Source organism: Burkholderia sp. RF4-BP95 (genome assembly GCF_001521985.1).
Classification (GTDB): domain Bacteria; phylum Pseudomonadota; class Gammaproteobacteria; order Burkholderiales; family Burkholderiaceae; genus Burkholderia; species Burkholderia diffusa.
The window spans coordinates 42,039-65,846 of sequence record NZ_LOSX01000026.1 but is presented as its reverse complement, the minus strand read 5'-3'; the positions used below and the strand labels follow the sequence as shown (position 1 = coordinate 65,846).

The 23,808-nt window shown below is 62.7% G+C and carries 21 protein-coding genes and 1 pseudogene; 15 read left to right on the top strand and 7 right to left on the bottom strand.

Annotated elements, in window-relative coordinates:
- Positions 1-45 precede the first annotated feature (45 nt).
- The 10 genes from WS46_RS10460 to WS46_RS10415 all read left to right on the top strand — a co-directional run bounded on the left by WS46_RS10460 (position 46) and on the right by WS46_RS10415 (position 9,460).
- Positions 46-903: a MaoC family dehydratase N-terminal domain-containing protein gene (locus WS46_RS10460; RefSeq protein ID WP_059690463.1), complete on the top strand. Its 858-nt coding sequence runs from the start codon at positions 46-48 to the stop codon at positions 901-903.
- An 18-nt stretch (positions 904-921) separates the two neighbouring features.
- Positions 922-2,079, top strand: coding sequence for an acyl-CoA dehydrogenase family protein (locus WS46_RS10455; RefSeq protein ID WP_059690462.1), 1,158 nt, complete (start codon positions 922-924; stop codon positions 2,077-2,079).
- A 13-nt stretch (positions 2,080-2,092) separates the two neighbouring features.
- Positions 2,093-3,271, top strand: a complete 1,179-nt coding sequence (locus WS46_RS10450; RefSeq protein WP_059690552.1) for a CaiB/BaiF CoA-transferase family protein — start codon at positions 2,093-2,095, stop codon at positions 3,269-3,271.
- Positions 3,272-3,470: 199 nt separating this feature from the next.
- Entirely contained in the window at positions 3,471-3,980 is a 510-nt protein-coding gene (locus WS46_RS10445; protein WP_059535954.1) for a hypothetical protein, read from the top strand.
- Positions 3,981-4,036: 56 nt separating this feature from the next.
- Positions 4,037-4,549: a hypothetical protein gene (locus WS46_RS10440; RefSeq protein WP_059690461.1), complete on the top strand. Its 513-nt coding sequence runs from the start codon at positions 4,037-4,039 to the stop codon at positions 4,547-4,549.
- A gap of 317 nt (positions 4,550-4,866) precedes the next feature.
- Positions 4,867-6,021 (top strand): c-type cytochrome, encoded by a 1,155-nt coding sequence (locus WS46_RS10435; protein WP_059690460.1) that lies wholly within the window; start codon positions 4,867-4,869, stop codon positions 6,019-6,021.
- 13 nt (positions 6,022-6,034) lie between these two features.
- A complete protein-coding gene (ctaD, locus tag WS46_RS10430; RefSeq protein ID WP_059690459.1) occupies positions 6,035-7,795 on the top strand; it encodes a cytochrome c oxidase subunit I in 1,761 nt (586 codons plus the stop codon).
- Complete coding sequence (locus tag WS46_RS10425; RefSeq protein ID WP_059690458.1) at positions 7,792-8,406, top strand: cytochrome c oxidase subunit 3; 615 nt, start codon at positions 7,792-7,794, stop codon at positions 8,404-8,406. The genes ctaD and WS46_RS10425 overlap by 4 nt, the downstream gene beginning before the upstream one ends.
- Positions 8,403-9,110: a heme-copper oxidase subunit III family protein gene (locus tag WS46_RS10420; protein WP_059690457.1), complete on the top strand. Its 708-nt coding sequence runs from the start codon at positions 8,403-8,405 to the stop codon at positions 9,108-9,110. The genes WS46_RS10425 and WS46_RS10420 overlap by 4 nt, the downstream gene beginning before the upstream one ends.
- A gap of 8 nt (positions 9,111-9,118) precedes the next feature.
- Positions 9,119-9,460 carry a cytochrome C oxidase subunit IV family protein gene (locus WS46_RS10415; RefSeq protein ID WP_059690456.1) on the top strand — a complete coding sequence of 114 codons (342 nt, stop codon included), beginning with the start codon at positions 9,119-9,121 and terminating at the stop codon, positions 9,458-9,460.
- Between the two features lie 167 nt (positions 9,461-9,627).
- Here the strand turns inward: WS46_RS10415 and WS46_RS35225 are convergent.
- The 4 genes and pseudogenes from WS46_RS35225 to WS46_RS10400 form a co-directional block, all read right to left on the bottom strand.
- Positions 9,628-9,741, bottom strand: a pseudogene (locus WS46_RS35225) (oxidoreductase); the annotation flags it as partial.
- Positions 9,742-9,834: 93 nt separating this feature from the next.
- Positions 9,835-11,274 carry a DEAD/DEAH box helicase gene (locus WS46_RS10410; protein ID WP_059690455.1) on the bottom strand — a complete coding sequence of 480 codons (1,440 nt, stop codon included), beginning with the start codon at positions 11,272-11,274 and terminating at the stop codon, positions 9,835-9,837.
- A gap of 129 nt (positions 11,275-11,403) precedes the next feature.
- Positions 11,404-12,459 (bottom strand): aldo/keto reductase, encoded by a 1,056-nt coding sequence (locus tag WS46_RS10405; protein ID WP_059690454.1) that lies wholly within the window; start codon positions 12,457-12,459, stop codon positions 11,404-11,406.
- 71 nt (positions 12,460-12,530) lie between these two features.
- Positions 12,531-13,121: a flavodoxin family protein gene (locus tag WS46_RS10400; protein WP_059690453.1), complete on the bottom strand. Its 591-nt coding sequence runs from the start codon at positions 13,119-13,121 to the stop codon at positions 12,531-12,533.
- 118 nt (positions 13,122-13,239) lie between these two features.
- Between WS46_RS10400 and WS46_RS10395 the strand changes: the two genes are divergently transcribed.
- Positions 13,240-14,145, top strand: coding sequence for a LysR family transcriptional regulator (locus WS46_RS10395; RefSeq protein ID WP_059690452.1), 906 nt, complete (start codon positions 13,240-13,242; stop codon positions 14,143-14,145).
- Positions 14,146-14,389: 244 nt separating this feature from the next.
- Entirely contained in the window at positions 14,390-14,917 is a 528-nt protein-coding gene (locus tag WS46_RS10390) for a RidA family protein (RefSeq protein ID WP_257129952.1), read from the top strand.
- Between the two features lie 681 nt (positions 14,918-15,598).
- Here WS46_RS10390 and WS46_RS10385 read toward each other — a convergent pair.
- On the bottom strand, positions 15,599-18,613 hold the full coding sequence (locus tag WS46_RS10385; RefSeq protein WP_059690450.1) for an MAC/perforin domain-containing protein: 3,015 nt from the start codon (positions 18,611-18,613) through the stop codon (positions 15,599-15,601).
- 719 nt (positions 18,614-19,332) lie between these two features.
- Here WS46_RS10385 and WS46_RS10380 point away from each other — a divergent pair.
- Positions 19,333-19,734, top strand: a complete 402-nt coding sequence (locus WS46_RS10380) for a hypothetical protein (protein WP_059690449.1) — start codon at positions 19,333-19,335, stop codon at positions 19,732-19,734.
- Positions 19,735-19,980: 246 nt separating this feature from the next.
- On the opposite strand, the gene WS46_RS10375 is transcribed toward WS46_RS10380, so the two are convergent.
- On the bottom strand, positions 19,981-21,072 hold the full coding sequence (locus WS46_RS10375; RefSeq protein WP_059690448.1) for a nitroreductase family protein: 1,092 nt from the start codon (positions 21,070-21,072) through the stop codon (positions 19,981-19,983).
- A 289-nt stretch (positions 21,073-21,361) separates the two neighbouring features.
- Between WS46_RS10375 and WS46_RS10370 the strand changes: the two genes are divergently transcribed.
- Positions 21,362-21,814, top strand: coding sequence for a pyridoxamine 5'-phosphate oxidase family protein (locus WS46_RS10370; RefSeq protein WP_059690447.1), 453 nt, complete (start codon positions 21,362-21,364; stop codon positions 21,812-21,814).
- A 96-nt stretch (positions 21,815-21,910) separates the two neighbouring features.
- Positions 21,911-22,288, top strand: a complete 378-nt coding sequence (locus WS46_RS10365; protein WP_156443114.1) for a hypothetical protein — start codon at positions 21,911-21,913, stop codon at positions 22,286-22,288.
- A gap of 215 nt (positions 22,289-22,503) precedes the next feature.
- On the opposite strand, the gene WS46_RS10360 is transcribed toward WS46_RS10365, so the two are convergent.
- The gene (locus tag WS46_RS10360; protein WP_059690445.1) at positions 22,504-23,373 is read right to left on the bottom strand and encodes a CoA ester lyase; all 870 of its coding nucleotides are present in this window, start codon (positions 23,371-23,373) and stop codon (positions 22,504-22,506) included.
- Between the last annotated feature and the right edge of the window lie 435 nt (positions 23,374-23,808).

Below are 23,808 nucleotides of genomic sequence, written 5' to 3'. Positions count from 1 at the left end.
CTAGAGTCACTTCATGCCAAGTCGAAACCGCCGGCCTGCCCGGCGATGGAGGTGACAGTGAACGCTCCCCGGTCGCATGCCAGCGACGATGTCCAACAGGTCGCGACCGACCTGATCAGCGCCGAACGGGCAATCGCCCTCGCGGCGACGCTCGACCATCCGACCGTTCCCGCGACCGGCGATGCGTTGCCGCCCGCCTGGCACTGGCTGTATTTCTGGTCGATCGCGCAGCAGGCCGAACTCGGCCCGGACGGTCATCCGCGCAAGGGCGGCTTCCTGCCGGACCTGGGGCTGCCGCGGCGCATGTGGGCCGGCGGCCGCCTGACGTTCGAACGCGCGCTGACGATCGGTGCGATCGCGACGCGCACGTCGCGCGTGCTGTCGGTCGAACGCAAGGAAGGCCGCAGCGGCACGCTCGGCTTCGTCACCGTCGAGCACGTGATCGAATCCGGGGGCGAAGTCGCGATCCGCGAGGAACACGACATCGTCTATCGCGGCCCGGCCGCGCCCGGCGCCGCCGCGCCCCCGCCGAAAGCCGCGCCCGACGATGCGCAATGGCAGCGCGACATCACGCCGGATGAAGTCATGCTGTTCCGCTATTCCGCGCTGACCTTCAACGGCCATCGCATTCACTACGACCGCACCTACGTGCGCGACGTCGAAGGCTATCCGGACCTCGTCGTGCACGGCCCCCTGATCTCGACGCTGCTGCTCGATCTCGTCACGCGCTCGCTGCCCGGTGCGACGATCGGCGAATACGCATATCGCGCGGTACGGCCGACTTTCCTCGGCAACACCTTCAGCGTGTGCGGCCGCCTCGCCGACGACGGCAAGACCGTCGATCTCTGGGCCAGGGATCACGACGGCTGGCTGACCATGTCCGCGAGCGCGATCCTCGCCTGACGTTCCCCGATACGAAACATGAATCCTGCCGACGCGCACCAAGCCATTCGCGAAGCCGTTCGCGATCTGTGCGGCGAATTTCCCGCCGAATATTTCCGCAAGATCGACGCGGAACGCGGCTATCCGGACGCGTTCGTCGACGCGCTGACGAAAGCCGGCTGGCTCGCCGCACTGATTCCGCAGGAATACGGCGGCTCGGGCCTCGGCCTGACCGAGGCGTCGGTGATCATGGAGGAAATCAATCGCGCGGGCGGCAATTCCGGCGCGTGTCACGGCCAGATGTACAACATGGGCACGCTGCTGCGCCATGGTTCGGCCGAGCAGAAACAGCGCTATCTGCCGAAGATCGCGAGCGGCGCGCTGCGTCTGCAGTCGATGGGCGTGACCGAACCGACCACCGGCACCGACACGACGAAGATCAGGACAACCGCGGTACGCAAGGGCGACCGCTATGTGATCAACGGGCAAAAGGTATGGATCTCGCGCGTGCAGCACTCCGACCTGATGATCCTGCTCGCGCGCACGACGCCGCTGTCTGACGTCAAGAAGAAGTCCGAAGGAATGTCGATCTTCATCGTCGACCTGCATCACGCGATCGGCAACGGGATGACGGTGCGCCCGATCCCGAACATGGTGAACCACGAGACGAACGAGCTGTTCTTCGACAACCTCGAGATCCCCGCTGAGAACCTGATCGGCGAGGAAGGCCAGGGCTTCCGGTACATCCTCGACGGATTGAATGCGGAGCGCACGCTGATCGCGGCCGAATGCATCGGCGACGGCTACTGGTTCGTCGACAAGGTGTCGCGGTACGTGAAGGATCGCGTCGTGTTCGGCCGCCCGATCGGCCAGAACCAGGGCGTGCAGTTTCCGATCGCCCGCGCGTTCGTCAACGTCGAGGCGGCGAGCCTGATGCGCTTCGAGGCCGCGCGCCGGTTCGACGCGCACGAGCCGTGCGGCGCGCAGGCGAACATGGCGAAGCTGCTCGCCGCCGATGCGTCCTGGGAAGCCGCGAACGCGTGCCTGCAGTTCCATGGCGGCTTCGGCTTCGCGTGCGAATACGACGTCGAGCGCAAGTTCCGCGAGACGCGCCTGTATCAGGTCGCGCCGATTTCGACGAACCTGATCCTGTCGTACGTCGCCGAGCATATCCTCGGCCTGCCGCGTTCGTTCTGAGGGAGCAATGAGCATGCGCCCACTGGAAGGCATCAAGGTCGTCACGTTCGAGCATGCGATCGCCGCGCCGTTCTGCACGCGCCAGCTCGCGGATCTCGGCGCGCGCGTGATCAAGGTCGAACGCCCGGGCGTCGGCGATTTCGCGCGGGGCTACGACGAACGCGTGTCGGGGCTCGCGTCCCACTTCGTGTGGACCAACCGCTCGAAGGAAAGCATCACGCTCGACGTCAAGCAGCCCGCGGCGCTCGACATCGTTCACAGGCTGCTCGCCGACGCCGACGTGTTCGTGCAGAACCTCGCACCCGGCGCGACGCAGCGCCTGGGGCTCGACGACGACACGCTGCGCGAGCGCTATCCGCGGCTGATCGTCTGCGACATTTCCGGCTACGGGCTCGACGGGCCGTTCCGCGACAAGAAGGCGTACGACCTGCTGATCCAGAGTGAATCCGGATTCCTCAGCATTACCGGCTCCGACGGCGAGCCGGCCAAGGCCGGCTGCTCGATCGCAGACATCGCGGCGGGCATGTATGCGTATACGAACATCCTCGCCGCGCTGATCGAGCGCGGCCGCACCGGACACGGCCGGCACATCGACGTGTCGATGCTCGAAAGCATGGTCGAGTGGATGAGCTATCCGCTCTACTACGCGATCGACGGACAGTCGCCGCCGCCGCAAGCCGGCGCATCGCACGCGACGATCTTTCCGTACGGTCCGTTCAAGGCCGGCGACGGGAAGACCGTGATGCTCGGGCTGCAGAACGAGCGCGAATGGAAGCGCTTCTGCGAGACCGTGATCCGCATGCCCGGGTTGGCGACCGACGAGCGTTTCGGGTCGAACAGCCGCCGCGTCGCAAATCGTGATGAACTCGCGGTCGTCATCGTCCGCGCATTCGCGACGCTGACGGCCGCCGACGTGATCGACCGGCTCGAGCAAGCCGGCATCGCGAACGCGCGGATGAACGACATGCACGGCGTCTGGGCGCACGAACAGCTCGCCGCGCGACATCGCTGGACCCGCGTCGATACGCCGGCTGGCGAGATCCCTGCCCTGTTGCCGCCCGGTGTCGCACCGAGCGACGAGCCGCGCATGGATCCGGTGCCGGCGCTTGGCCAGCATACCGATGCCGTGCTGCGCGAACTCGGCTATGCCGATGAACAGATTCACACGTTGCACGCATCCGGCGCGGTCTGACGGGGCCTTTCCGCGTTGAGCGAAGCGCGCGAAGGGTTCGATAAAAAGGGTTCCGTGCGAATTTCCGCTGACGTGCTGTTCGCCCCCTTTACAGCGCACTGAAGCGTGATCGCGTGTAACTCCGTACGCGCGCGCAGGCACCACGCTGCCGATGGTGACATAAAATAGAACGTACTCCAGACTGAAAAAGGGGGCCGACATGAGGCGCCTCTATTTCCTCGTACCCGACACGCAGATGGCCAAGGCGATTGTGGATGACCTGCTCCGCGCGCGCATCATCTGGCGCCATATCCACGTCCTCGCCGATCACAGCGTCACCCTTGAAGAATTGCCCGAAGCGTCTTTGCTGCAAAGCAGCGATGTCGTGCACGCGCTCGAGCGTGGTGTCGCACTCGGCGGCGCGACGGGCGCGCTCATCGGTCTCGTCGCGCTCGTGTTCCCCCCTGCCGAGCTCGTGATCGCGGGCGGCGCCGTCGTTGCATTAACGGTGGTGGGCGCGGGCTTCGGCGCGTGGACGGCCGGGATGATCGGCATCGCCGAGCCGAATGCGCGACTCGAGCGATTTCGTGACGCGATCAAGGAGGGCCAGATTCTGATCATGGCGGACGTGCCGGCATTGCGAGAGCAGGAAATCGAGCAGATGATCGCCCGACATTTTCCGCAAGCGGATCTGGAGGGCGGCGAGCCTACGTCACCGGTTTTCCCCTGACACGCGGAAACCGGCCTGCCTGAGTGCTGAGGTCGATCCTTCGGCAAGGAGGTCCTATGGAACTGCACATTCAGTCACACCATTGGCAACGGCGCATGCCGGACTGGCTCGCCGCTGCCGTGGCCGGTCTCGCGGGTGGCGCCCTGGTGATCGTGCTCGAATTCTTCTGGTCGACCATGGTGCTCGATGAAAGCCCGTGGCAACCGACCCACAAGATCGCGGCGATGGTGATGGGCCGTGGCGCGCTCGAACAGATGTCGGTGTTCAGCTTCAGCATCGTGGGCGTGGCGCTCCTGTTGCACTACGTGCTCGGCGCCATCATGGGGATGATCCTCGCCGCGATCATGGCCCCGTTCCGCTTCGATTCGAGCGTCGGCATGGAGGCCGTCATCGGCCTGGCGTTCGGGATCGTCGCGTATGTCTGGAACTTCTACGTGATGACCGCCGTGTTCCCCTGGTTCATCTCGGAGCGCGGCTCCGGACCGTTGTTGGCCAACCTGCTGTTCGGGGTGGTCACCGCCGTCGTCTACGGCATGCTCGAACGGCGCAAGCAGAACGCGATGCCCTGACACGCCGTTGCTTCGCGCCGCGCAGGACGGCTGCCTCGACGATCCGCGCCGGGGGCGGCCGTTTTGCTCGTCGTCGCGGGGAGGTTGAACCGTCAGTTGTGCGATGCATGCGGGTATGGGAGCGTGCTTCCTCCATTCCGCTGCCTTGCACGATGCAAAGGAGCAGACTACCTTTTCTTTAGAGCCGCCGACGACGCTTGGCGAATCGGTCTTGGTGGACTGCCGGCAACATGTAATACGAAATCCGGCAAGGCGGCACGACGATGCCAGGAGCGCGGGTTGGCGGCTCCGGCGTGTGACGCGCGGCGAGGCGGCCCATGGCGCTTGCGATTGCCCTGATCGTGATCATCGCATTGGCGGTGGGGTTTCACTTTGCCAGTCCCTGGTGGATCACGCCGATCGCGTCGAACTGGGTGCGCATGGACGACATGCTGACGATCACGCTCGTCATCACCGGCGCATTCTTCATCGCGATCAACCTGTTCATCGCGATCGCACTGATGCGCTACCGCCACCGCGGCGGGCATCGCGCGGCCTACGAGCCGCACAACCGGCGGCTGGAATGGTGGCTGATCGGCTTGACCGCCGTCGGCGTCGCGGCGTTGCTGGCACCCGGTCTGTTCGTCTACGCGGACTACATCCGGCCGCCGAGCAACGTGCTGCAGATGGAGGTGCTCGGCCGCCAATGGCAATGGCGTTTCCGCTTCGCCGGCCCCGGCGGCAAGCTGGGCACGACGGACGTGCGCTACGTCAGCAACGACAACCCGTTCGGCCTGAATCCCGCCGACCCCAACGGCCGCGACAACTACCTGATCGAGACGCCCGAGGTCCACCTGCCGCTGAACCGGCCGGTCCAGGTCCTGACACGGTCGCTCGACGTGCTGCACGATTTCTATGTGCCGCCGTTCCGTGCGCGCATGAACATGGTGCCCGGCATGGTGACGACCTTCTGGTTCACGCCGACCAGGGCGGGACGTTACGACATCCTGTGCGCGCAGCTTTGCGGTCTCGGGCACGCCAGCATGCGCGGCGTGGTGGTGGTGGAAGACGAAGCATCGTTCTCGCGCTGGCTGGCGCAGCAGGCCACCTTCGCGCAGCGGCAGCAGGCCGGCGTGCAGGCCGCTGCCGCCACGGCGGGCGGCAGCACCCAGGCGCTTGCCGACCAAGGCAAGGCGCTCGCGGCAGCCAAGGGCTGTTTCGCGTGCCATACCGTGGACGGCAGTCCGCGCGTGGGCCCGACCTGGAAGGGCCTGTACGGCAAGACCGAAACGATGGCCGACGGCAGCACCGCGAAGGTGGACGAAGCCTATCTGCGCGCGTTCATCCGCAACCCGACGGCCCGCGTCGTGAAGGGGTACGCACCGATCATGCCGCATTTCGACCTGAGCGAGCAGGAGCTGACCGCGCTCGTGACCTACATCGAATCGCAAGGCGGCCCGGCTGCCAGCACCGCGGCCAACCGCCAGCCCTAGCGGAGCAGACGCAATGCCCTACGCGCACACCGATCACGTCCCGAAAAGCTTCTGGACCCGCTATGTCTGGAGCCAGGACCACAAGGTCATCGCCGTGCAGTATTCGCTGACGGCCATCGCCATCGGCCTGGTCGGCCTCGTCCTGTCGGACCTGATGCGATTGCAGCTCGGCTTTCCCGGCAAGTTCAGCTTCATCGACGCCAACCACTATTACCAGTTCGTCACCATGCACGGGATGATCATGGTGATCTACCTGCTGACCGCGCTGTTCCTGGGCGGCTTCGGCAACTATCTGATCCCGCTGATGCTGGGCGCGCGCGACATGGTGTTCCCGTTTCTCAACATGCTGAGCTACTGGGTCTACCTGCTGGCCGTGCTGGTGCTGGTGGCGAGCTTCTTCGTGCCGGGCGGGCCGACCGGCGCGGGCTGGACGCTGTATCCGCCCCAGGCCATCCTGCCCGGCACGCCGGGCGTCGAATGGGGCATCGTGCTGATGCTCGTGTCGCTCGCGATCTTCATCGTCGCGGCAACCATGGGCGGCCTGAATTACGTAACCACCACGCTGCAGGCGCGCACCCGCGGCATGACGCTCATGCGCATGCCGCTCACGGTGTGGGGCATCTTCACCGCGACGATCATGGCGCTGCTCGCGTTTCCCGCGCTGTTCGTGTCGGCGGTGATGATGCTGCTCGACCGGACACTCGGCACCAGCTTCTTCATACCGGCCGTGGTGTCGATGGGGCAATCGCTCAAGCATGCCGGCGGCAGCCCGCTGCTGTTCCAGCACCTGTTCTGGTTCTTCGGGCATCCGGAGGTCTACATCGTCGCGCTGCCGGCCTTCGGCATCGCGTCGGATCTCATCAGCACGCACGCGCGCAAGAGCATCTTCGGCTACCGGATGATGGTGTGGGCAATCGTCATCATCGGCGCACTGAGCTTCGTGGTCTGGGCGCACCACATGTTCATCGCCGGCATGGATCCGTACTTCGGCTTCTTCTTCGCGACCACCACGCTCATCATCGCCATCCCGACCGCCCTCAAGGTCTACAACTGGGTGCTGACGCTGTGGCGTGGCGATATCCACCTGACCGTGCCGATGCTGTTCGCCATCGGCTTCATCAGCACCTTCGTGCTGGGCGGGCTGACCGGGCTCTATCTCGGCAACGTGAGCGTGGACATTCCGCTGTCGAACACGTACTTCGTGGTGGCGCACTTCCATATGGTGATGGCCGTGTCGCCGATCCTGGTGGTGTTCGGCGGCATCTACCACTGGTATCCGAAGGTGACGGGCCGCATGCTTGACGACACGCTCGGGCGCGCGCACTTCTGGGCCACCTTCGTCGGCACCTACGCGATCTACTTCCCGATGCACTATCTCGGCATCCTCGGCATGCCGCGGCGGTATTACGCGTACGAGGGCTACAGCTTCATTCCGCACTCGGCGCAGACGCTCAACGCGTTCATCACCGTCGTCGCGCTGATCGTGGCGGTGGCGCAGCTGCTGTTCCTGTACAACCTGGCGTGGAGCCTCGTGCGCGGCAAGCGTGCCGACGGCAATCCCTGGCGGGCCACCACGCTGGAATGGCAGACGCCGCAAACGCCGCCGGCGCACGGCAACTGGGGGGCCGCACTGCCCGTCGTCTACCGTTGGGCGTACGAATACAGCCCGCCGGGACAAGCGGAAGACTTCGTCCCGCAAAACCAGCCGCCCGCGACGGCACCGGAACCGGAACCGGCCCGCTCGACGCTTCAACCCGGCGAGGTACGCAAATGACCACGCTGCCGCGCACCTTCGTTCCCGACACGCCGCCGCCCGTCTTGCCGAATGCGAGCCGCGTCGGCCTGATCGTGTTCATGGCCGTGGCAACGGCCTTGTTTTCACTGCTTCTGCTCGCGTACGGCATGCGCATGCGCGAGCCCGACTGGCAGCCGATCCCGCATCCGGCGCTGCTGTGGTGGAACACCGGCGCGCTCGCGCTGGCCAGCGTCGCCATGCAGCGGGCCCGGCAGCTGACCGTGCACCGCGTGGCGTGGCTGGTGTGCGGCGGCGTGCTGGCCGCCGTGTTCGTGATCGGGCAACTGACCGCGTGGCGCATGCTGTCGGCGGCCGGGCAGACCGTCATCGCGAATCCTTCCAACAGCTTCCTCTACCTGCTCACCGGCCTGCACGGATTGCACGTGCTCGGCGGGCTGGCGGCCTGGGCCGTGACGATCGTGCAACGCCGGCATGTGGACCCGTTCCGGGCTCAACGCGCCATTTCGCTGTGCGCCCTCTACTGGCATTTCCTGCTGGCGGTCTGGCTCGTGCTGCTGGCCGCGATGTGGTGGCTCACCCCCGCGGTTGTCGCCGCCATCTGCGGGCCGCTGTATGGAGCCGCGCCATGACCTCGCCCACGCTCCCGCCGGAATCCGCCGCCACCCCGCCCGCCGACGCCGGGCCTGACGGCTGGCGCGGCATCGTCACGGACTGGTCGGCCGACCGCGAAGCCTTCAAGGTGCCGTGGGGCAAGGCGATGATGTGGATCTTCCTGCTGTCGGACACCTTCGTCTTCAGCAGCTTCCTGATCGGCTACATGACGGTGCGCATGTCGACCACGGCGCCCTGGCCCGACACGTCGAAGGTGTTCGGGCTCACGGTGGCGGGCGTCGACGTGCCGTTGCTGCTGATCGCCATCATGACCTTCACGCTGATCACCAGCAGCGGCACCATGGCGATGGCCGTCAATTTCGGCTACCGGCGCAATGCACGGCGCGCCGCCGCGCTGTTGCTGGCGACCGCGCTGCTCGGCGTGACCTTCGTGTCGATGCAGGCCTTCGAATGGACCAAGCTGATCGTCCACGAAGGTATTCGCCCGTGGGGCAACCCGCTCGGCGCCACGCAGTTCGGCGCGTGCTTCTTCATGATCACCGGGTTCCACGGCTTTCACGTGACCTGCGGCGTGATCTACCTGCTGCTGATCGCACGCAAGATCCTGCAGCCGGGGTTCACCGAGCACGGCAACTTCCAGATCGTCGAGATCGCCGGCCTGTACTGGCACTTCGTCGACCTGGTGTGGGTGTTCATCTTCGCGCTGTTCTATTTGTGGTGAGGCAGTCCATGGACCACTCCGATCCCGCCGATCGCCCCGACGCCGCGCACGGCCAGCAGCATCCGATCGGCATCTACCTGAAGATCTGGGGCCTGCTGTTCGTCCTGAGCACGTTGTCGTATCTGGTGGATTATTTCCACGTGCAGGGCCTGATGCGCTGGGTGCTGATCGTCGTGCTGATGATCGCCAAGGCCGGGCTGATCGTATCGATCTTCATGCACATGATGTGGGAGCGGCTGGCGCTGGTGTACGCGATCCTGATACCGCCGCTGTGCCTGCTGGTGCTCATGGTGCTGATGGCCGCCGAAGCGCATCACACCTTCGGGATGCGGGAACTATTCTTTCACTGACCGCGTTTCTCGTTCGTTCCTCGGGTGACGGATGCTTCGGATCACGTACGATCCGGCGCGCCGGCGTGCGAGCGACTGGCTTTGCCCGGCAATCGACCGATCGCATCGGAACACTGAACGAGCACAATCCGGACTGTGCCGGAGCCAGTCCGGCCACGGAGCTAGTTGAAAATGATGCGCCCCCGGTCGGCCTGCTTCATCGCCGGCAGGAACAGGCGGGCAAGGCGTACGCCGCTCAGGACGTTGACGTCGAAGAAACGCGTCCAGTCCGCGCCGGGGACGCAAGCCCGCCATGTTCCGATATTCAGGTTGGGGTGCGCGCGATCAACCGATGTTCGACTACACGGCGGCAGTCCGCGCCGCCCCGATCGGCATCAGCGCGTCCCGCGCCCACCCGCGGGCTTGCCAGCCGGCTTCCGCGAACCCGCCGACGTCTTGCCAGCCGGTTTGCCGCGCGGCTTTTGCACGCTGAACGGGCTACCGCTCGACAGGCTTGCCCCCTTACCCGCGGGCGCGGCGCGCTGCCCCGTGGGCTTGCGCTTGCCTTCCCCGCCTTGCGGTCGCGGCTTTTTGCCGGCCGCCGGCATGGCGCCCGCCCCCGCTTGCGGCACCTTGGGCTTCTTCGGCTTTTTGGGTTTCTTGATGATCTGCCCGGTCGCGCTGGTTTCCGGCACGCGGTGTTCGGCTTCGAAACCCGGCTCTTCCTCACGGCGCAGCGTTTGCCGGATCAGCGCCTCGATCGCGGCCAGTTGCGGTGCTTCGTCGGCACACACGAGCGACACCGCCACACCGCTGGCGCCCGCGCGGCCGGTACGGCCGATACGGTGCACGTAGTCTTGCGCGACGATGGGCAGATCGACGTTGATCACCAGCGGCAGGTCGTCGATATCCAGCCCGCGCGCGGCCACGTCGGTTGCGACAAGCATCTGCACTTCGCCCGTCTTGAAGCGCTCGAGCGCACGCAGGCGCGCAGGCTGCGGCTTGTCGCCGTGGATCGTGTCGACCGCATAACCCGCATCGTTCAGCATGGCCGCGAGGTAATCCACGCCATTGCGGGTCTTGACGAACACCAGCGCGTGGTCCCAGTTGTTCTCGGCCACCAGGTGCATGAAGAGGTCGGGCTTGTTCCGCTTGTCCACCGGCACCACCCACTGCTTGATCTTGCTGGCGGTGACGTTGGGCGGGCTGACGCTGATATTGACCGGACTGCGCAGAATGCTCGCCGCCATCGCGCGGATGTCGTCGGTAAACGTCGCGGAAAACAGCAGCGTCTGGCGCTGCACCGGCAATGCGGCAAAGACGGCGTTGAGTTCGCGCGCGAAGCCCAGATCCAGCATGCGGTCGGCTTCATCCAGCACCAGCGTCTGGACTTGATCGAACTGCACGGCGTTCTGGCGATTGAGGTCCAGCAGACGGCCCGGCGTGGCGACGAGCACATCCACGCCCTTGCGCAACTTCATCATCTGCGGGTTGATGCTCACGCCGCCATAGGCGGCCAGAAACCGCAAGTCGAGGCCCTTGCCGTACTCGACGAAACTCTGCAGCACCTGTTCGGCCAGTTCGCGCGTGGGCACCAGCACCAGAACGCGCGCGCGGTTGCTCGACACAGCCGGCCCGTGCTGCACCAGCCGCTGCAGCAGCGGCAGCGCGAAACCCGCCGTCTTGCCGGTGCCGGTCTGCGCCGCGGCCATGACGTCCTTGCCGCTGAGCACAGCGGGAATCGCCTTGGCCTGCACCGGCGTGGGTGTCTGGTAATTGAGGCCCTGCAGATTACGCAGCAAGGGATCGATCAGGCCTAGCGAGGCAAAAGACATGGACGTGTTCCGGGCTAAAACCGCAATTCTAGCGGTTGCGGCGACGATCGCCGTGCGGATACCCGGTGCGGGGCGGTGTTCAGCGTCGGGCGATCCCGTCGAGCACGACAAGGATCGCCGTCGGCCGCCCTATTTCGACACCGCACGCGTGAAAGGCCGCGGCACCCTGCCCGCCGCCTGACGATCGATCATCCAGCCGGGATAGTCGGGAGGCAATGCGCTCACGGCATCGAGCTGCGCAAGCTCGTCCCCGGTCAGCACGATATCGGCAGCACCGAGATTGTCTTCGAGCTGTTCGACGCGTTTGGCGCCGATGATGACGCTCGTGACATGCGGCTTGGCGAGCAGCCACGCGAGCGCGATCCGGGCGACCGACACGCGTCGCGCGTCCGCGATCGCGCGCATCGCTGCAACGCACGGCCAGGCGCGCTCGAGATCGACCGGCGGAAAATCGAAATGGCTGCGCCGCGAACCCGCTTCGGTCGGCGCGCCGGGGCCGAACTTTCCCGACAGCAGCCCGCCGGCGAGCGGCGACCAGACGAGGAGCGCCATCTGCTCGTCGATCGCGAGCGGCACCAGTTCGCGCTCCACGTCGCGTCCGGCGATCGAATAGTAGGCCTGAAGGGTCTCGAAGCGCGTCGCATGGAGCGCTTCGCTGAGCCCGAGTGCCTTGCCGATCTTTCCGGCGCGCCAGTTCGAGACGCCGACATGACGAACCAGCCCCTGACGCGTCAGATCGTCGAGCGCCCGCAGCGTCTCTTCGATCGGTGTCACGGGATCGTTCGCGTGGATCTGGTAAAGGTCGATGTGGTCGACCTGCAGCCGTTCCAGGCTTCGCTGCACGGAATCCATGATGTGGCCGCGCGACGCGCCCTGATCGTTGGGTTTCGTGCCCATCACGCCCGCGGTCTTCGTCGCCAGCACGATCTCGCTGCGTGCGACGCCGAGGTCCCGAAGCGCCTGTCCGACGAGGCGTTCGGACTGACCGAAGGAGTAGATGTCGGCGGTATCGATGAAGTTGATTCCCTCGTCCAGTGCGCGCGAGATCAGTCGGGTCGCGTCGTCCTGGCCGACCGCGCCGATCGAGGCCCACATGCCGGCATCGGCATTGCCGCCCAGCGTCATCGTGCCGAGACACAGCTCGGAGACGTACAGGCCGGTGCGGCCCAGTTGCTTGTATTTCATGGCCGTTTCCTTCGAAGTCGGCGGGAAAAAGTGCGGCGGCGTCCGCTCCGGGGCGCCCCGCACGCCAGGTTTCAGCCGATGCGAGCGTGTCCTGCCCGGAATTGTCCGGCGATCGTTGCGACCCGTGCGCCGTAGCGGCGTGCCGTCTCGAGATCCCCCGGCGACATTTCATCGGGCGACGCATCGGCCGGCGTCTGCGCCATCGGTGCGATATAGGAGCCCATGCGATTCAGGTCGTCACGCATCGACGCCTTCAGGTTCGCCGGCTTGATGTCCATGCTCACCCAGATGCCGCCGTGCTGCCCCGCAAGCAGAACGAAGTATTCGAGCGTATTGAGCTTGTCGCCGTTGATGCTTGCGCTGTTGGTGAAGCCGCCGAAGATCTTGTTGCGCCATGCGCCTTCGAACCAGGCCTTCGACGATGCATCGGCGAACTTCTTGAACTGCCAGCTGGGACCGCCCATGTAGGTCGGCGAGCCGAACAGGATGACATCCGCGCCGGCAAGCGCGTCCCACGCGTCCTGCGCGATGTTGCCATCGGCGTCGATTGCGACGAGAACGCCGCCGGCCCCCTCCGCGACAGCCGTCGCCATGCGTTCGGTGTGCCCGTAGCCGGAGTGATAGACGACGATCGTTTTAACCGGAGAGATGTGCTGTGTCATGGTTGTGCCCTTTCGTTCAGGTGGTCGTCGGGGGACGACATCGGAAGGCACTTTACTGAGTTCAAATTGAGTTATAAATGACGGCCGATTGAACGTTCTGTTACTCCCTGGAAGAACAATGCAAAACCTCGACGCGCTGTTGATCTTCGCCCGTGTCGCCGAAATGACGAGCTTCACGCGCGCGGCCGAAAGCCTGGGCATCCAGAAAGGACGGGTGTCGATGGTGGTCCGCGCGCTCGAGCGCGACGTGGGCGTCGCGCTCCTGCATCGGACGACGCGCAGCGTGCAGCTGACCGAGGACGGACGCGCCTTTTATGCGCGCGCGCGGGACCTGCTGGCCGACGTACAGGAACTTCAGTCGATGTTTTCCGGCAATGGCACGCGGCTGCGCGGACGATTGCGCGTCGACATGCCCACCGAGCTCGCGCGCAGCGTCGTGGTTCCCGCGCTACCGCAACTGATGGCGATGCATCCGGAGCTCGAACTGGAACTGTCGAGCACCGATCGGCGCGTCGATCTCGTCCAGGAAGGATTCGATTGCGTGATCCGTCTGGGGCCGATCGTGGACGAGACGCTGATTGCCCGGCCGTTGGGCCGCCTGCGCATGATCAACGCGGCGAGTCCCGGCTATCTGGCGCGGTATGGCGTGCCGCGAACGCTCGACGATCTCGTCGGTCAGGGACACCGGATGGTCCACTACGCGCTGACACTCGGCGCGCGGCACCCCGGGTGGGAATATCCGAGCGGCGACGGCTATGCGACGCTTGCATTGCCGAGCGCGATGCAGGTCAACAACGTGCAGACCTATCACGCAGCCGGGCTTGCGGGCATCGGGTTGATCCAGGCCGGGTATTCGGCACTCGCGAATCATATCGAAAGCGGCGCGCTGGTCGAGGTGCTGCCCGATCTGCGTCCTGAGCCTCTCGCGGCGTCGCTCGTCGTCGCGCATCGGCGCAATCTGTCGCCGCGCGTTCGGGCGTTCATGGACTGGATCGAGGGGGTGTTGCAGCCTTATTTCGATTGACGGCGGTATGTAGATGAATGCGCCCACCCGTCACGATCAATATGTCCTACGGCGATGCCGCTCCTGTTCTATCACCAGCCGGTCGCGTCGAATGGCTCAAAACGGCGGCGGATTCAACCGTTCGACGGCATCACATGATTTGTTCACGATCGACTCCACGTTCCCGAAAATGGACGCTTCATTAATAGAAGCACCTCACTCACGCTGAGGCCGTCGTGGATATAACACAGGCAGATATGCCAAAATGACAAGCGAAGCTGATCAACCTTTCGCGTTCAAACCGGGTACTAAAACCATGACCGCCACGACTACCGCCGATCGCATTCAAAGTTTAGGTTTAGTGCTGCCTCCAGTTCCCACCCCGATCGCCAACTTCGTGAGCTGGCGTCGATCCGGTCAGATTCTTTATTTATCTGGTCAGGGGCCACGTGATGCTTCCGGCTCAGTGATCAAGGGAAAATTGGGTCGAAATTATAGTGTCGATCGTGGCTACGCCGATGCCCGTCAAGTGGGTCTACAGCTTTTATCGACAATTCAGCAGGCGGTGGGGTCGCTCGACCACGTGGAGGGAGTTTTGAAGATCTTCGGAATGGTAAACGCCGAGCCGGATTTCCATGATCACCCGAAGGTCATCAATGGCTGCTCAGACCTGTTGGTCGAGGTTCTAGGTGATCGCGGCCGACACGCCAGATCGGCGGTCGGGATGGGTTCTCTGCCAAACGGGATGTCTGTGGAAATCGAAGCGATCGTAGAGATCGTGAACGGATACTAAGGCATCGCCGGGCGCCACGCCAAGAGTGGCACACAGGCGTCGTCGATCGTTTGCGGATTCAACCCGCACGCCTCGTGTGCCGCTCAAACGACAAGATTTCGTTTGGAAGCGGCCGACTACGCTGATCGATACGACGAACGGTTCGATCGGTTTGTTGTTACCGGACCCACGGCCTCGGAACCGAGTTTTGCAACCAAGTCCGGGGTGCAATGAGCATGCCACCCATCGCCAACCTATCCAGACATCCCAAGAAAGCCTGGGTACGTAGTCGAGACGGCTTGAGCGTCAGATATGCTTACGGTCTACATGGCACATGAACACTCTTCGTATGTGCGTAAAGATTATCGACTTTGCATTTTGATGAGCTCATTCCATTGACGGTGAAGTGCGGATCGCTCTTCTGATGACAGCCCTTGGTTACTTGAAGTACGCAAGCATCCGGACTGTCGATGATTCTTTTAAGGTCGTCAGTCTCCCCCCTCAAGAAATTCTTCGCCCCCGACTTATCGTATTTTCGCACATCGCTGTTTTCTGGCTCGCTCCACCCGTTCGCAAACTGAATCTTCGCATGGGCAGACGCTGCAAATGCCAAAAAGAAGCTGAAAATCAAAAGAATTCTTAACACGATTCTCCCCCAGTCTGAAAATGCCAAATTCAATGAGTTGAACTGTCTCGTTCGCGTCAAAGGTGTTCGTTCTTCCAGTCGGTATAGGCGTCCTTGAACGAACAATTGTAGCCTGCTCCCGTATGCGACTCCGGAGTGATGCTCGTTTCGATATTTTTCAGGCCGATGGTCACGAGCTGCAACTGTTGCTCATCTTTCCAATCCGCACGGTCGGCGCTGTAGGCCTTCCAGATGCCGCGCCCGTCTGCGTCCAGCACGGGCATGCTCCACGAAATAAAGTTGCGTTGACCCGTTACCCATGCGCCGCCGCCAATCATTGGCGAGTCGCTTGCACCGCGTTCATGTACCAGATCGGCGGTCGGATGGTGCCTTTTGTCGGTCAGCGTGGACGTGTACACAGGTTCGAGCGCCGCGCCATTGGTCGCCTTGATGGCGATGACATAGCCCGTCAACATGTGCGCTCTCACATTTGTCCCATCGCCTCCATGTGGAGACTGCACGTTGGCTGTCTTCACGCACCAGACTCTGAGCGGCGCATAGCGGGCCTGCGTGACAGCTTCGTGAGGAAATCCGATACCAGTAATCGTTGGACGTTCATAGTAGTCGATGCGCGCGCCGCCTCCGGTGATGACAAAGCCGAAGGCATCTATGCCCATCTCATGCTGCTCCAGACTATCCTCTGCTTTACGATCGAACACGCGCACATCCCACTCATTGTCCGGATCGTAGAGCAGAATGAGACCCATCGTCAGCTTGGCCTTTGCCCTGCCATCATGATCCGTATAGGCTGCAGCTCTTGTCTTCAAGCGCCATTTCCAGATTTCTTTGCCATTCTTGGTTTCCTTGATCGGATAGCTTTCGATGAGCACGTGGTCTGTGTTCGGGAGCGCACCGCCGCCGCCGGAGAGGATCTTCCATGGTGGCGGTAACGTGATTTCCACGGCGCCGCCCTTGGTTTCCTCATCCCTGGTCACCGTCACGTATTTCAGTCTCATCTGCGGTTTCGCCAGAGCGGATGCGTGCGTTTTCAGGACCTCCTCCAATTGCTTCACCGTGTCGATTCTCGTGCCTTTCTCTGTCGCTGCACGTATCCCTTCGGCGAGCCGCCGATAGCATGCCAAGTCCGATCCGTTCAGCGACTGAAGGAAGACATCGTGAATCCAGACGCGCTCGAGCAATTTGGCCAGGATGCCGCGCTTGTCGGCATCAAGCTCGACAGATTCCGTCGTGCGCAGCAGGTCCCAGACGGCAATCGCCTCCCGGCGGTCGATTACGCTCCACCATTCCGAACGCAACAGGCTCTGCCTCCATTGGTCGAACGGCATCTCCTGCAGTCCTCCGCGCCCTACGATATTCACGCGGACATCCTGTTGCTTTTTTCCGGCCTTCGTGACCATGCTCGTCGCCGAAACCGAGGACGTCGTGTTCTCATGCGCCGACGATCCGCCCGCCAAGAACTTTCCGAAGAATCCGGCACCGAGCGACCCCGCCTTCTGTTGCGCTTCGCTCAGCGCTGTTTCCAGGTCATCATAGGTTTCTCTACTGGTTGACTCTGCTCTGGCCACATAGCTGTATCGTCCACCTAGCGTGACCGACCGGAAGACGTGACCGCCAAAGTTTGAAAGAAAGAGGCGCGCATACTCGTCGTGCAATTGCGGGTCCGCCTTGGAAATCTGCATCAGATGGCGCACGGCCGTGTCAGACAGCGCGATCGTTTCGCGCGGTAGCGTGATGACCATCTTTGGGGCATAGACGCTGCGCTCTTTCACCTTCACGGACTGCCAGGTTTTTTGCGCGTGCGCCTTGGATTCGCTGGTCATCCTCGATTTTGCGTACTGGAAGGCGCCGCATATTGCACCGATGCCCGAAGAGGTGAAGAATCCGCCAAGAAGACTGTTCGAGGTCGAGTAGGTATGCGAGGATTCCTTAATAGTCCTCTCTGCGAGTTGGTAATTCTGTTCGCTCTCGTAGTCGCTGACGACTTCTTCATATGCTGCGGGCGTACCACGCCCACAGACGGCTGTCACCAGATCGCTGCCACTGACCTCGTAGATGCCAGTCGCCGAAATCAGCAACCCGCGCTTCAGACAATTCTGCGTGGCCAGGGCGTCCACGTCCTGTGGTTTCCAGTCTTTGAAAATCAACGCGCTGAATGCCTCATCCGCGGCTCTACTTAGCCCGTGCGTCACGGCATCGAGCGCTTCATTGAGGTCCTCCACGGTCGCAGGTGATCGACCGTCGAATACATTGAGGAGATCCCGCGAATTCACCTTGGTCAGAATCGATGCGAGCCTTTGCTGGGTCTTCTCGGAAATGTCGTCGGACAGATCATGGGCCTTGTCGGCATCTTGTTGGCGCAGCGCATTGACTTCGTCCACAGCTTGCTTCAAATGCTCGTAGCGTGCGACCGCATTCGCATCGAGCCCTGACTGCCGGAAATCCGGACGTGGTTTCGCCTGCTCTGCCTCCAGCATGGGTAATGATAGCGATGCCAGTTGATTGCTGAGCTCGGCCGAGCCAAGTACGGTAGTGGTAGCGTCGAGGTCTGTCGTTTTGCCGAGTTTCCTCGTCAGTTTTTGAAAGGTTCCTTTAGCGTCGGACTTGTTGTTCAATGCGCGACGCAGTGAGTCCAGTGATGTTACCCCCTCACTCTCGAAGACGGGCATCAGTTCCGCGCCGAAGCCGTTGGCGCCGAGATACGCTTTCAGTTCCGCGTTCGCACGCGGACGCAAGATGGTGCGGGCCGGTGGTTTGAGTTTCACCATTCGATTCGGCTCGATCTCGGTCAGCAAGGTTCCCAGCCTTTCGTCGACATTATCGGCTCCGACCAACTCTCCCGCAAGGGCATCGCTCGTGGTCGCAGTCTTGCCGCTAAGCGCTTTACGGAGCGCGTCTTTTCCAGGGGCGCTACCGATGACCTTCCGCAGCTCGACGAGGTTGGTGACGCCTTGTGCTTGTAATTTCTTATAAGAGCTGCCGGCACCAATATGGCTCAGGAGGAGCTGTAGCGATCGAGGATCGTCATCCTCAAGTCTGGCGGTTGTAGCGGCGTCTTGTGTCTTCTTAGCCATGGCGGATCCCCATTCTTACATTATTTTTCAGGAATTCTTTCGACTTTCTCTTTGTAATTTTCTTGTCGCTCTGGACATATGAATTTACGCATTTCGAGCGGGATTGCCTAGTGATTTTGCATCATCTCCGGCTAGCGGCGGCGTGGCCTCAAGACTTTAATGTTTCTTGTCCGAATTATCCGAGTACCGCTCCACGGTGCAGTGGAAACTTTGAAGACCTGCGTCGGCAGGCGTGCAACTCCGGCCTACTGATCCTGATGCAACGAGAACCTTGGGTTCTCGGTTCTTACCTATTCGGTCTGGCGTCGCGATAAACGTAAGCTAACCATTCGTTGAATAGCCGTTCAGCCCGCCGAGCCGTCAGCGCCGTCGCGACTGGCCGTCTTACGCTCGTAAGCGACCGCTGAGTACGTGCTGGATCGGAGGACCGTTTCGGGTCGATGTCGGACGTCGACGTCACGAGGAAGCACATCGTTCGATGCGCATCACGGAGGGCCCGCACCGATAGACGCGAAAGTTGAATTCCGGTCTCGGCGGAAACAGCGGCCGTCTAATCGTGGAGTAGTATTCCCCCAATGTCCAAGTTATTGCTCGGCCTTTGCGACGCACTGGCAACCCATCCGTGACGAGGGCGGCAAGCTCGTAGGAGGGTTTGGAAACCGCTTGAACAATGCGTGTGGTGGCGTCGGCCGTGACGATGGCGTCGACGGGAATGCATCATGTCAACCGAGTGGAAGCACCGCGTCAGACTGTTTATCCAGCGCTTCTGGCAGCCGACCAGTGCGTGCATGACCTGCATGCCGGGAAGCTGGGGAAATATCACGAGCCTTGCCCACTGGTCCATTGCATTTCATACAGGTTTGTTCACCGGACTCCTGGCGGTACTTTTGACTTTCACGCCCGCGGCGAAGCTCTACACGCATCGATACGGCAATGCGCTGATCGTTGGTGTCCTGACAACGTTGGGCGATGCCTACTCACACACGAGTCACTACCGCATCCCCTTTGTCGAGCACATTCTGACGGGTGCAATTTCAGGTCTCTTGACGCTCGCGGCCTCATATCTGCTCGAAGATCGCGCGCGACGCCTTCGGGCGGTATGGGCTCGGGTTTTCGGATAGCGGATCCGCTGACTTTCCGAACCCACCGCGGCCGCTTGCGGCGGCGAGACTCTGGACTGAAAGATGTCTGACGAAGCAGCGACTTGAAAGACCGTTCGTCGCCGAGGGTCGCCTGACGCAGCGGACCACACTCGCCCCTTTCCTTACGTTCGGAGTCCCATCCGCCTAACGGCAACTGTCCAGGTCAAACAGTCCCCTCCTCACATCGTGCTCCACGACGCCGACAGCGCGGCAATACCGGCGGCATCAAACCAGCACCGCCTCCACGCGACGGCGGGGCGAGAACGGCAAAGTCGGTCCATAGCCGAAGCGCATGACGATATCCGGCCGTCGCCGGCCAGTATCGCCGACGATGCCTGCCAGAAGCGGACGAAAGCGAGCGACCTCGACGGGCTGATTGACGAAGGCGACCTTGATTCCAAGGTTTGTCGCCGTCAGCGCGAAGCGCTGACAGGCCCGACCGACCCTGATCCAATGCTCGTTGTCTTCCCGATCGCCGACAAACACGGCGATGCCCGCTGACGAATCGATTTGGCGTGCATATTTGTCGTGCTCCGTTCGGGCGTTGAAGAACCGTTCGAACGCGAAGCGACCGAGTGCGCTCGGCAGCACGGGATTCCCGCTCGCAGCGGAGAACAGGCCGTCGCCCGACGACATGGCGCTGCGTGGGTTGAATCGGATCCATCGCTCCAGTTCGTTCATGAAAGCCGAATCCGCCATTTGAACGTCGTTGGCCGCGACAACCAGATCTCTGACCTTGTCGATCCTCATTCGGTCAGTGATGAGGGTCAAGTGAACGCCGGGCGTGGCGGCAGCCTGCTCGAGGACTGCGAGATCGGCGACAGGAACGGGATGCCTGTCATATTCCGCGCGCGTCGACTGTCGTTTGGCAATTGCAGCATGGAGCGAACTCGCCCTCGTCGATCCGTGTACGAATGCATAACGCGCGCCGTCCCCGCCGGGCGCCATCTGCACCTCGCCCGGCCAGCCGGTTGCCACCGCCGAGATGGCGAGGTTTTCCGCCGCGCATCCAAGGCTCACGAACAGATGATGATCGTCCGGGTCGACAGCGGGCGTGCGGCGCGAGATATCCGGCAGAATGTCGATGAACCCGTCGCCGACATGAAACCGCCAAGGCTGCGTATTGTGGCTGTTGGCGGCAAGTGTCGCATGGCGGATGAGCCCGCCAAGGTTCGGCGGCATTGTCAGATCGGCACGCAGGCGCTTTGCATAGGCCTGATAGTCGGCCATCGATCCCACGGACGACATCCACGCCGTCGTGCCGCCCGCCAGCAACAAGGCGCCGCCGGCGCCGACGAAAAAAGTTCGCCTGTTCATGCCAGATTCCCGTACGTTGCAGCGGGCAACGGAAAATTCGCAATGCCCCCTTTGGACCGCGAGTCCAAATCCCCCGTGCCTCAACCTATGCCAGGCAAATGCCGGCGCTGTTGATTTCAGTCAATTGCGGTCGGCTTGAGTCGAGTCCCGCGAAGCGGGCCGTGCAGGCGGGCCGCTCGCTCTTGCGCGCCGTGCGTCTCGAAGCCGCTCATCTTCGGCATTTGATTTGCATCAAGCGCCAAATGACACGGTGGTACAGGATAGGATTTCACGAACGGGAAGGTGATCCATGGACGAGCAGATCAAGCAAAAGATCCTGTCATTGCTGGACCAGCATCGGATCATGACGATCGCCACGCTGAGGCCGGACGGCTGGCCACAGGCGACCACCGTCGGCTACGTGAGCCAGGGGCTGACGCTTTACTTCCTTTGTGGTCTGGAAAGCCAGAAGGCGGCCAATCTGGCCCGCGACGACCGCGTATCGCTCACGATCGATCACGACACGTCAGATCTGATGGCGATTACCGGCTTGTCGATGGCGGCGCACGCACAACCCGTGACCGATCGTGCCGAAGCAGAGAAGGTCTTGCGCATGCTTCCGCTGAAGTATCCGGATATGCAGGCGCTGCCGTTGCCGATGCCGTCTCCTGACGAAGTCCGGATATTTCGCGTGATTCCGAAAGTCATTTCGGTGCTCGATTACTCGCAGGGCTTCGGGCACACCGATCTTTTCACTTGCTAGTACCCCTCCCTATCAACCACTTGAAACTCCGTGACGCGGCGCTCGCATCGTAGCCTCAGGTGGGCAATCTGCGCCAAAGCGGGCTGCGTTTATGCATTGACCGTTTTTGTGATCGGCTTCGCTTTCGGCGCGATTCGTGTCCTGCTGCTGGTGCGGTTCCTGGGAGAGACGGCAGCGGTATCGCTCGAAGCGCCATTCATGCTTGCCGCGAGTTGGTACCTGTCGCGCTGGAGCGCGAAAAAACACGACATGCTGACAGACACCAACGAGGCGTTGCTGATGGGCGCGATCGCGCTGGCCATATTGACGTTTGCGGAGTGGTGCACTGGCTGGCTGCTGTTCAAAAGGACCGTGCTCGAGTACTTTGCCGGCTTTTGGTCTGTGCCCGGCGCGATCAGCCTCGCAAGCCAACTTTGCTTTGCAGGCTTTCCATTTCTGCAGGCGAGCGGTCACCGAATCGAATCGAGCAGGTGAGCGCGATTGCCGCGTGGTTTTGAAACGCCGTGCTCGCACATGCGAGGGCCGACGTCGCTCACGATCAACGCCCCCGAATTTCCACAACAGGATCGTTCATCGACTGGGTCGTCGAGCTGATGAACGAACCTGCTTCGGTGGACAGGCGATGAACGTGCGCGATGTCGCCGGGAACGACTCGCATCTCGTCCCGATGCCGGCAAGATCGCGCTTCGTCATGCACGGCCCGCCCCCTCCGCTGCCGGGCTGACGGACGCTGCCAACTCCGCAATGCGGGTCGCACGCAACAACACGGGCCGATCGACCATCTTCCCGTCGACCGTCACCACGCCGCCGTTCGCATCGCGTATCGCGTCGAGCACGCGGCGCGCCCAGTGCACCTCATCCGCACTCGGTCGAAAGCACGTGTGCACGAATCCGATCTGCCTCGGATGAATGCACAGCTTTCCGCCGAATCCCAGTTGCTTTCCGTTTAACGCGTCGCGCTCGATCCGTTCACCGTCGTGAATATCCGGCGTCACCCCGTCGACCGGCGATTCGATCCCGGCGACGCGCGAAATCAACGTCAGCTGCGAGCGAAAGTGATTGAGCGAAACGCCATCATCCGACATACCCATGTCCACGATGAAATCGAGCGTGCCGAACAACAATCGTTCGACATGCGGAGCCTTGGCGACCTCAAGCGCATTCCACATGCCATGCGCGCTTTCGATCAGCGGATAGACCGGCACACGCCGGCGCGCAATCGCAACGGCAGCGCACACGTCGTCCGCACGCTCGGCCTTCGGCAGCACGATTCCGGCCACCCCGTTCAACGCGCCGAGCGCGGCATCCGTCTCGAACCACGGCGTGTTTCGCGCGTTGATTCGAACGAGCACCGGATGCCCGGGCGAAACCCACAGTGCTATCGCCTCGCGCGCGGCCACTTTGGCCTCCGGCTCGACCGCATCCTCGAGATCGATGATGACCGCATCGGCGCCGCTCGCGAGCGCCTTGTCGAACCGTTCGGGCTTGTTTCCCGGCACGAACAGGTATGACCGGGCATTCACGCGCACCGCTTCTCTCGCCGCGATGTCGACGCCCATGTTGTCCGACCTTACGCGGCCCTTCACGTCGTCATCGACCGCTCGTTTCACTGCTGCTGCGATCTTCACGGGCGGCTCCTCCGTCGAGTCGTTGGCATCATCCGGTTTCGGAGGCCATTACACGCGGAAACCCGTCACGCGACAACTATCGATCAACTCTGCCGGTCATAGCCCGAACCTATTGCGCCGCGCATTTTTGAGCGTCGGGAAGAAGTCCTCCACGGTCACTCCTCTTCATTGCGCCTGCCTGCTTCCGAATGTTGTGCGCTGCATGAGCGGCGGCGTTCACCCGCGCAGCGATTCGAGGGACGCGCGGCCTTTCTCCGAAGCCGGAAGCCGACGCGAAGCGCGTCGCCCACCGCGAAACCGCCGTCGGGATTCACAGGCCATCGGACAAGCCGTGTGCTGCTCCGCACAAACCGGATGCCGGGTTGC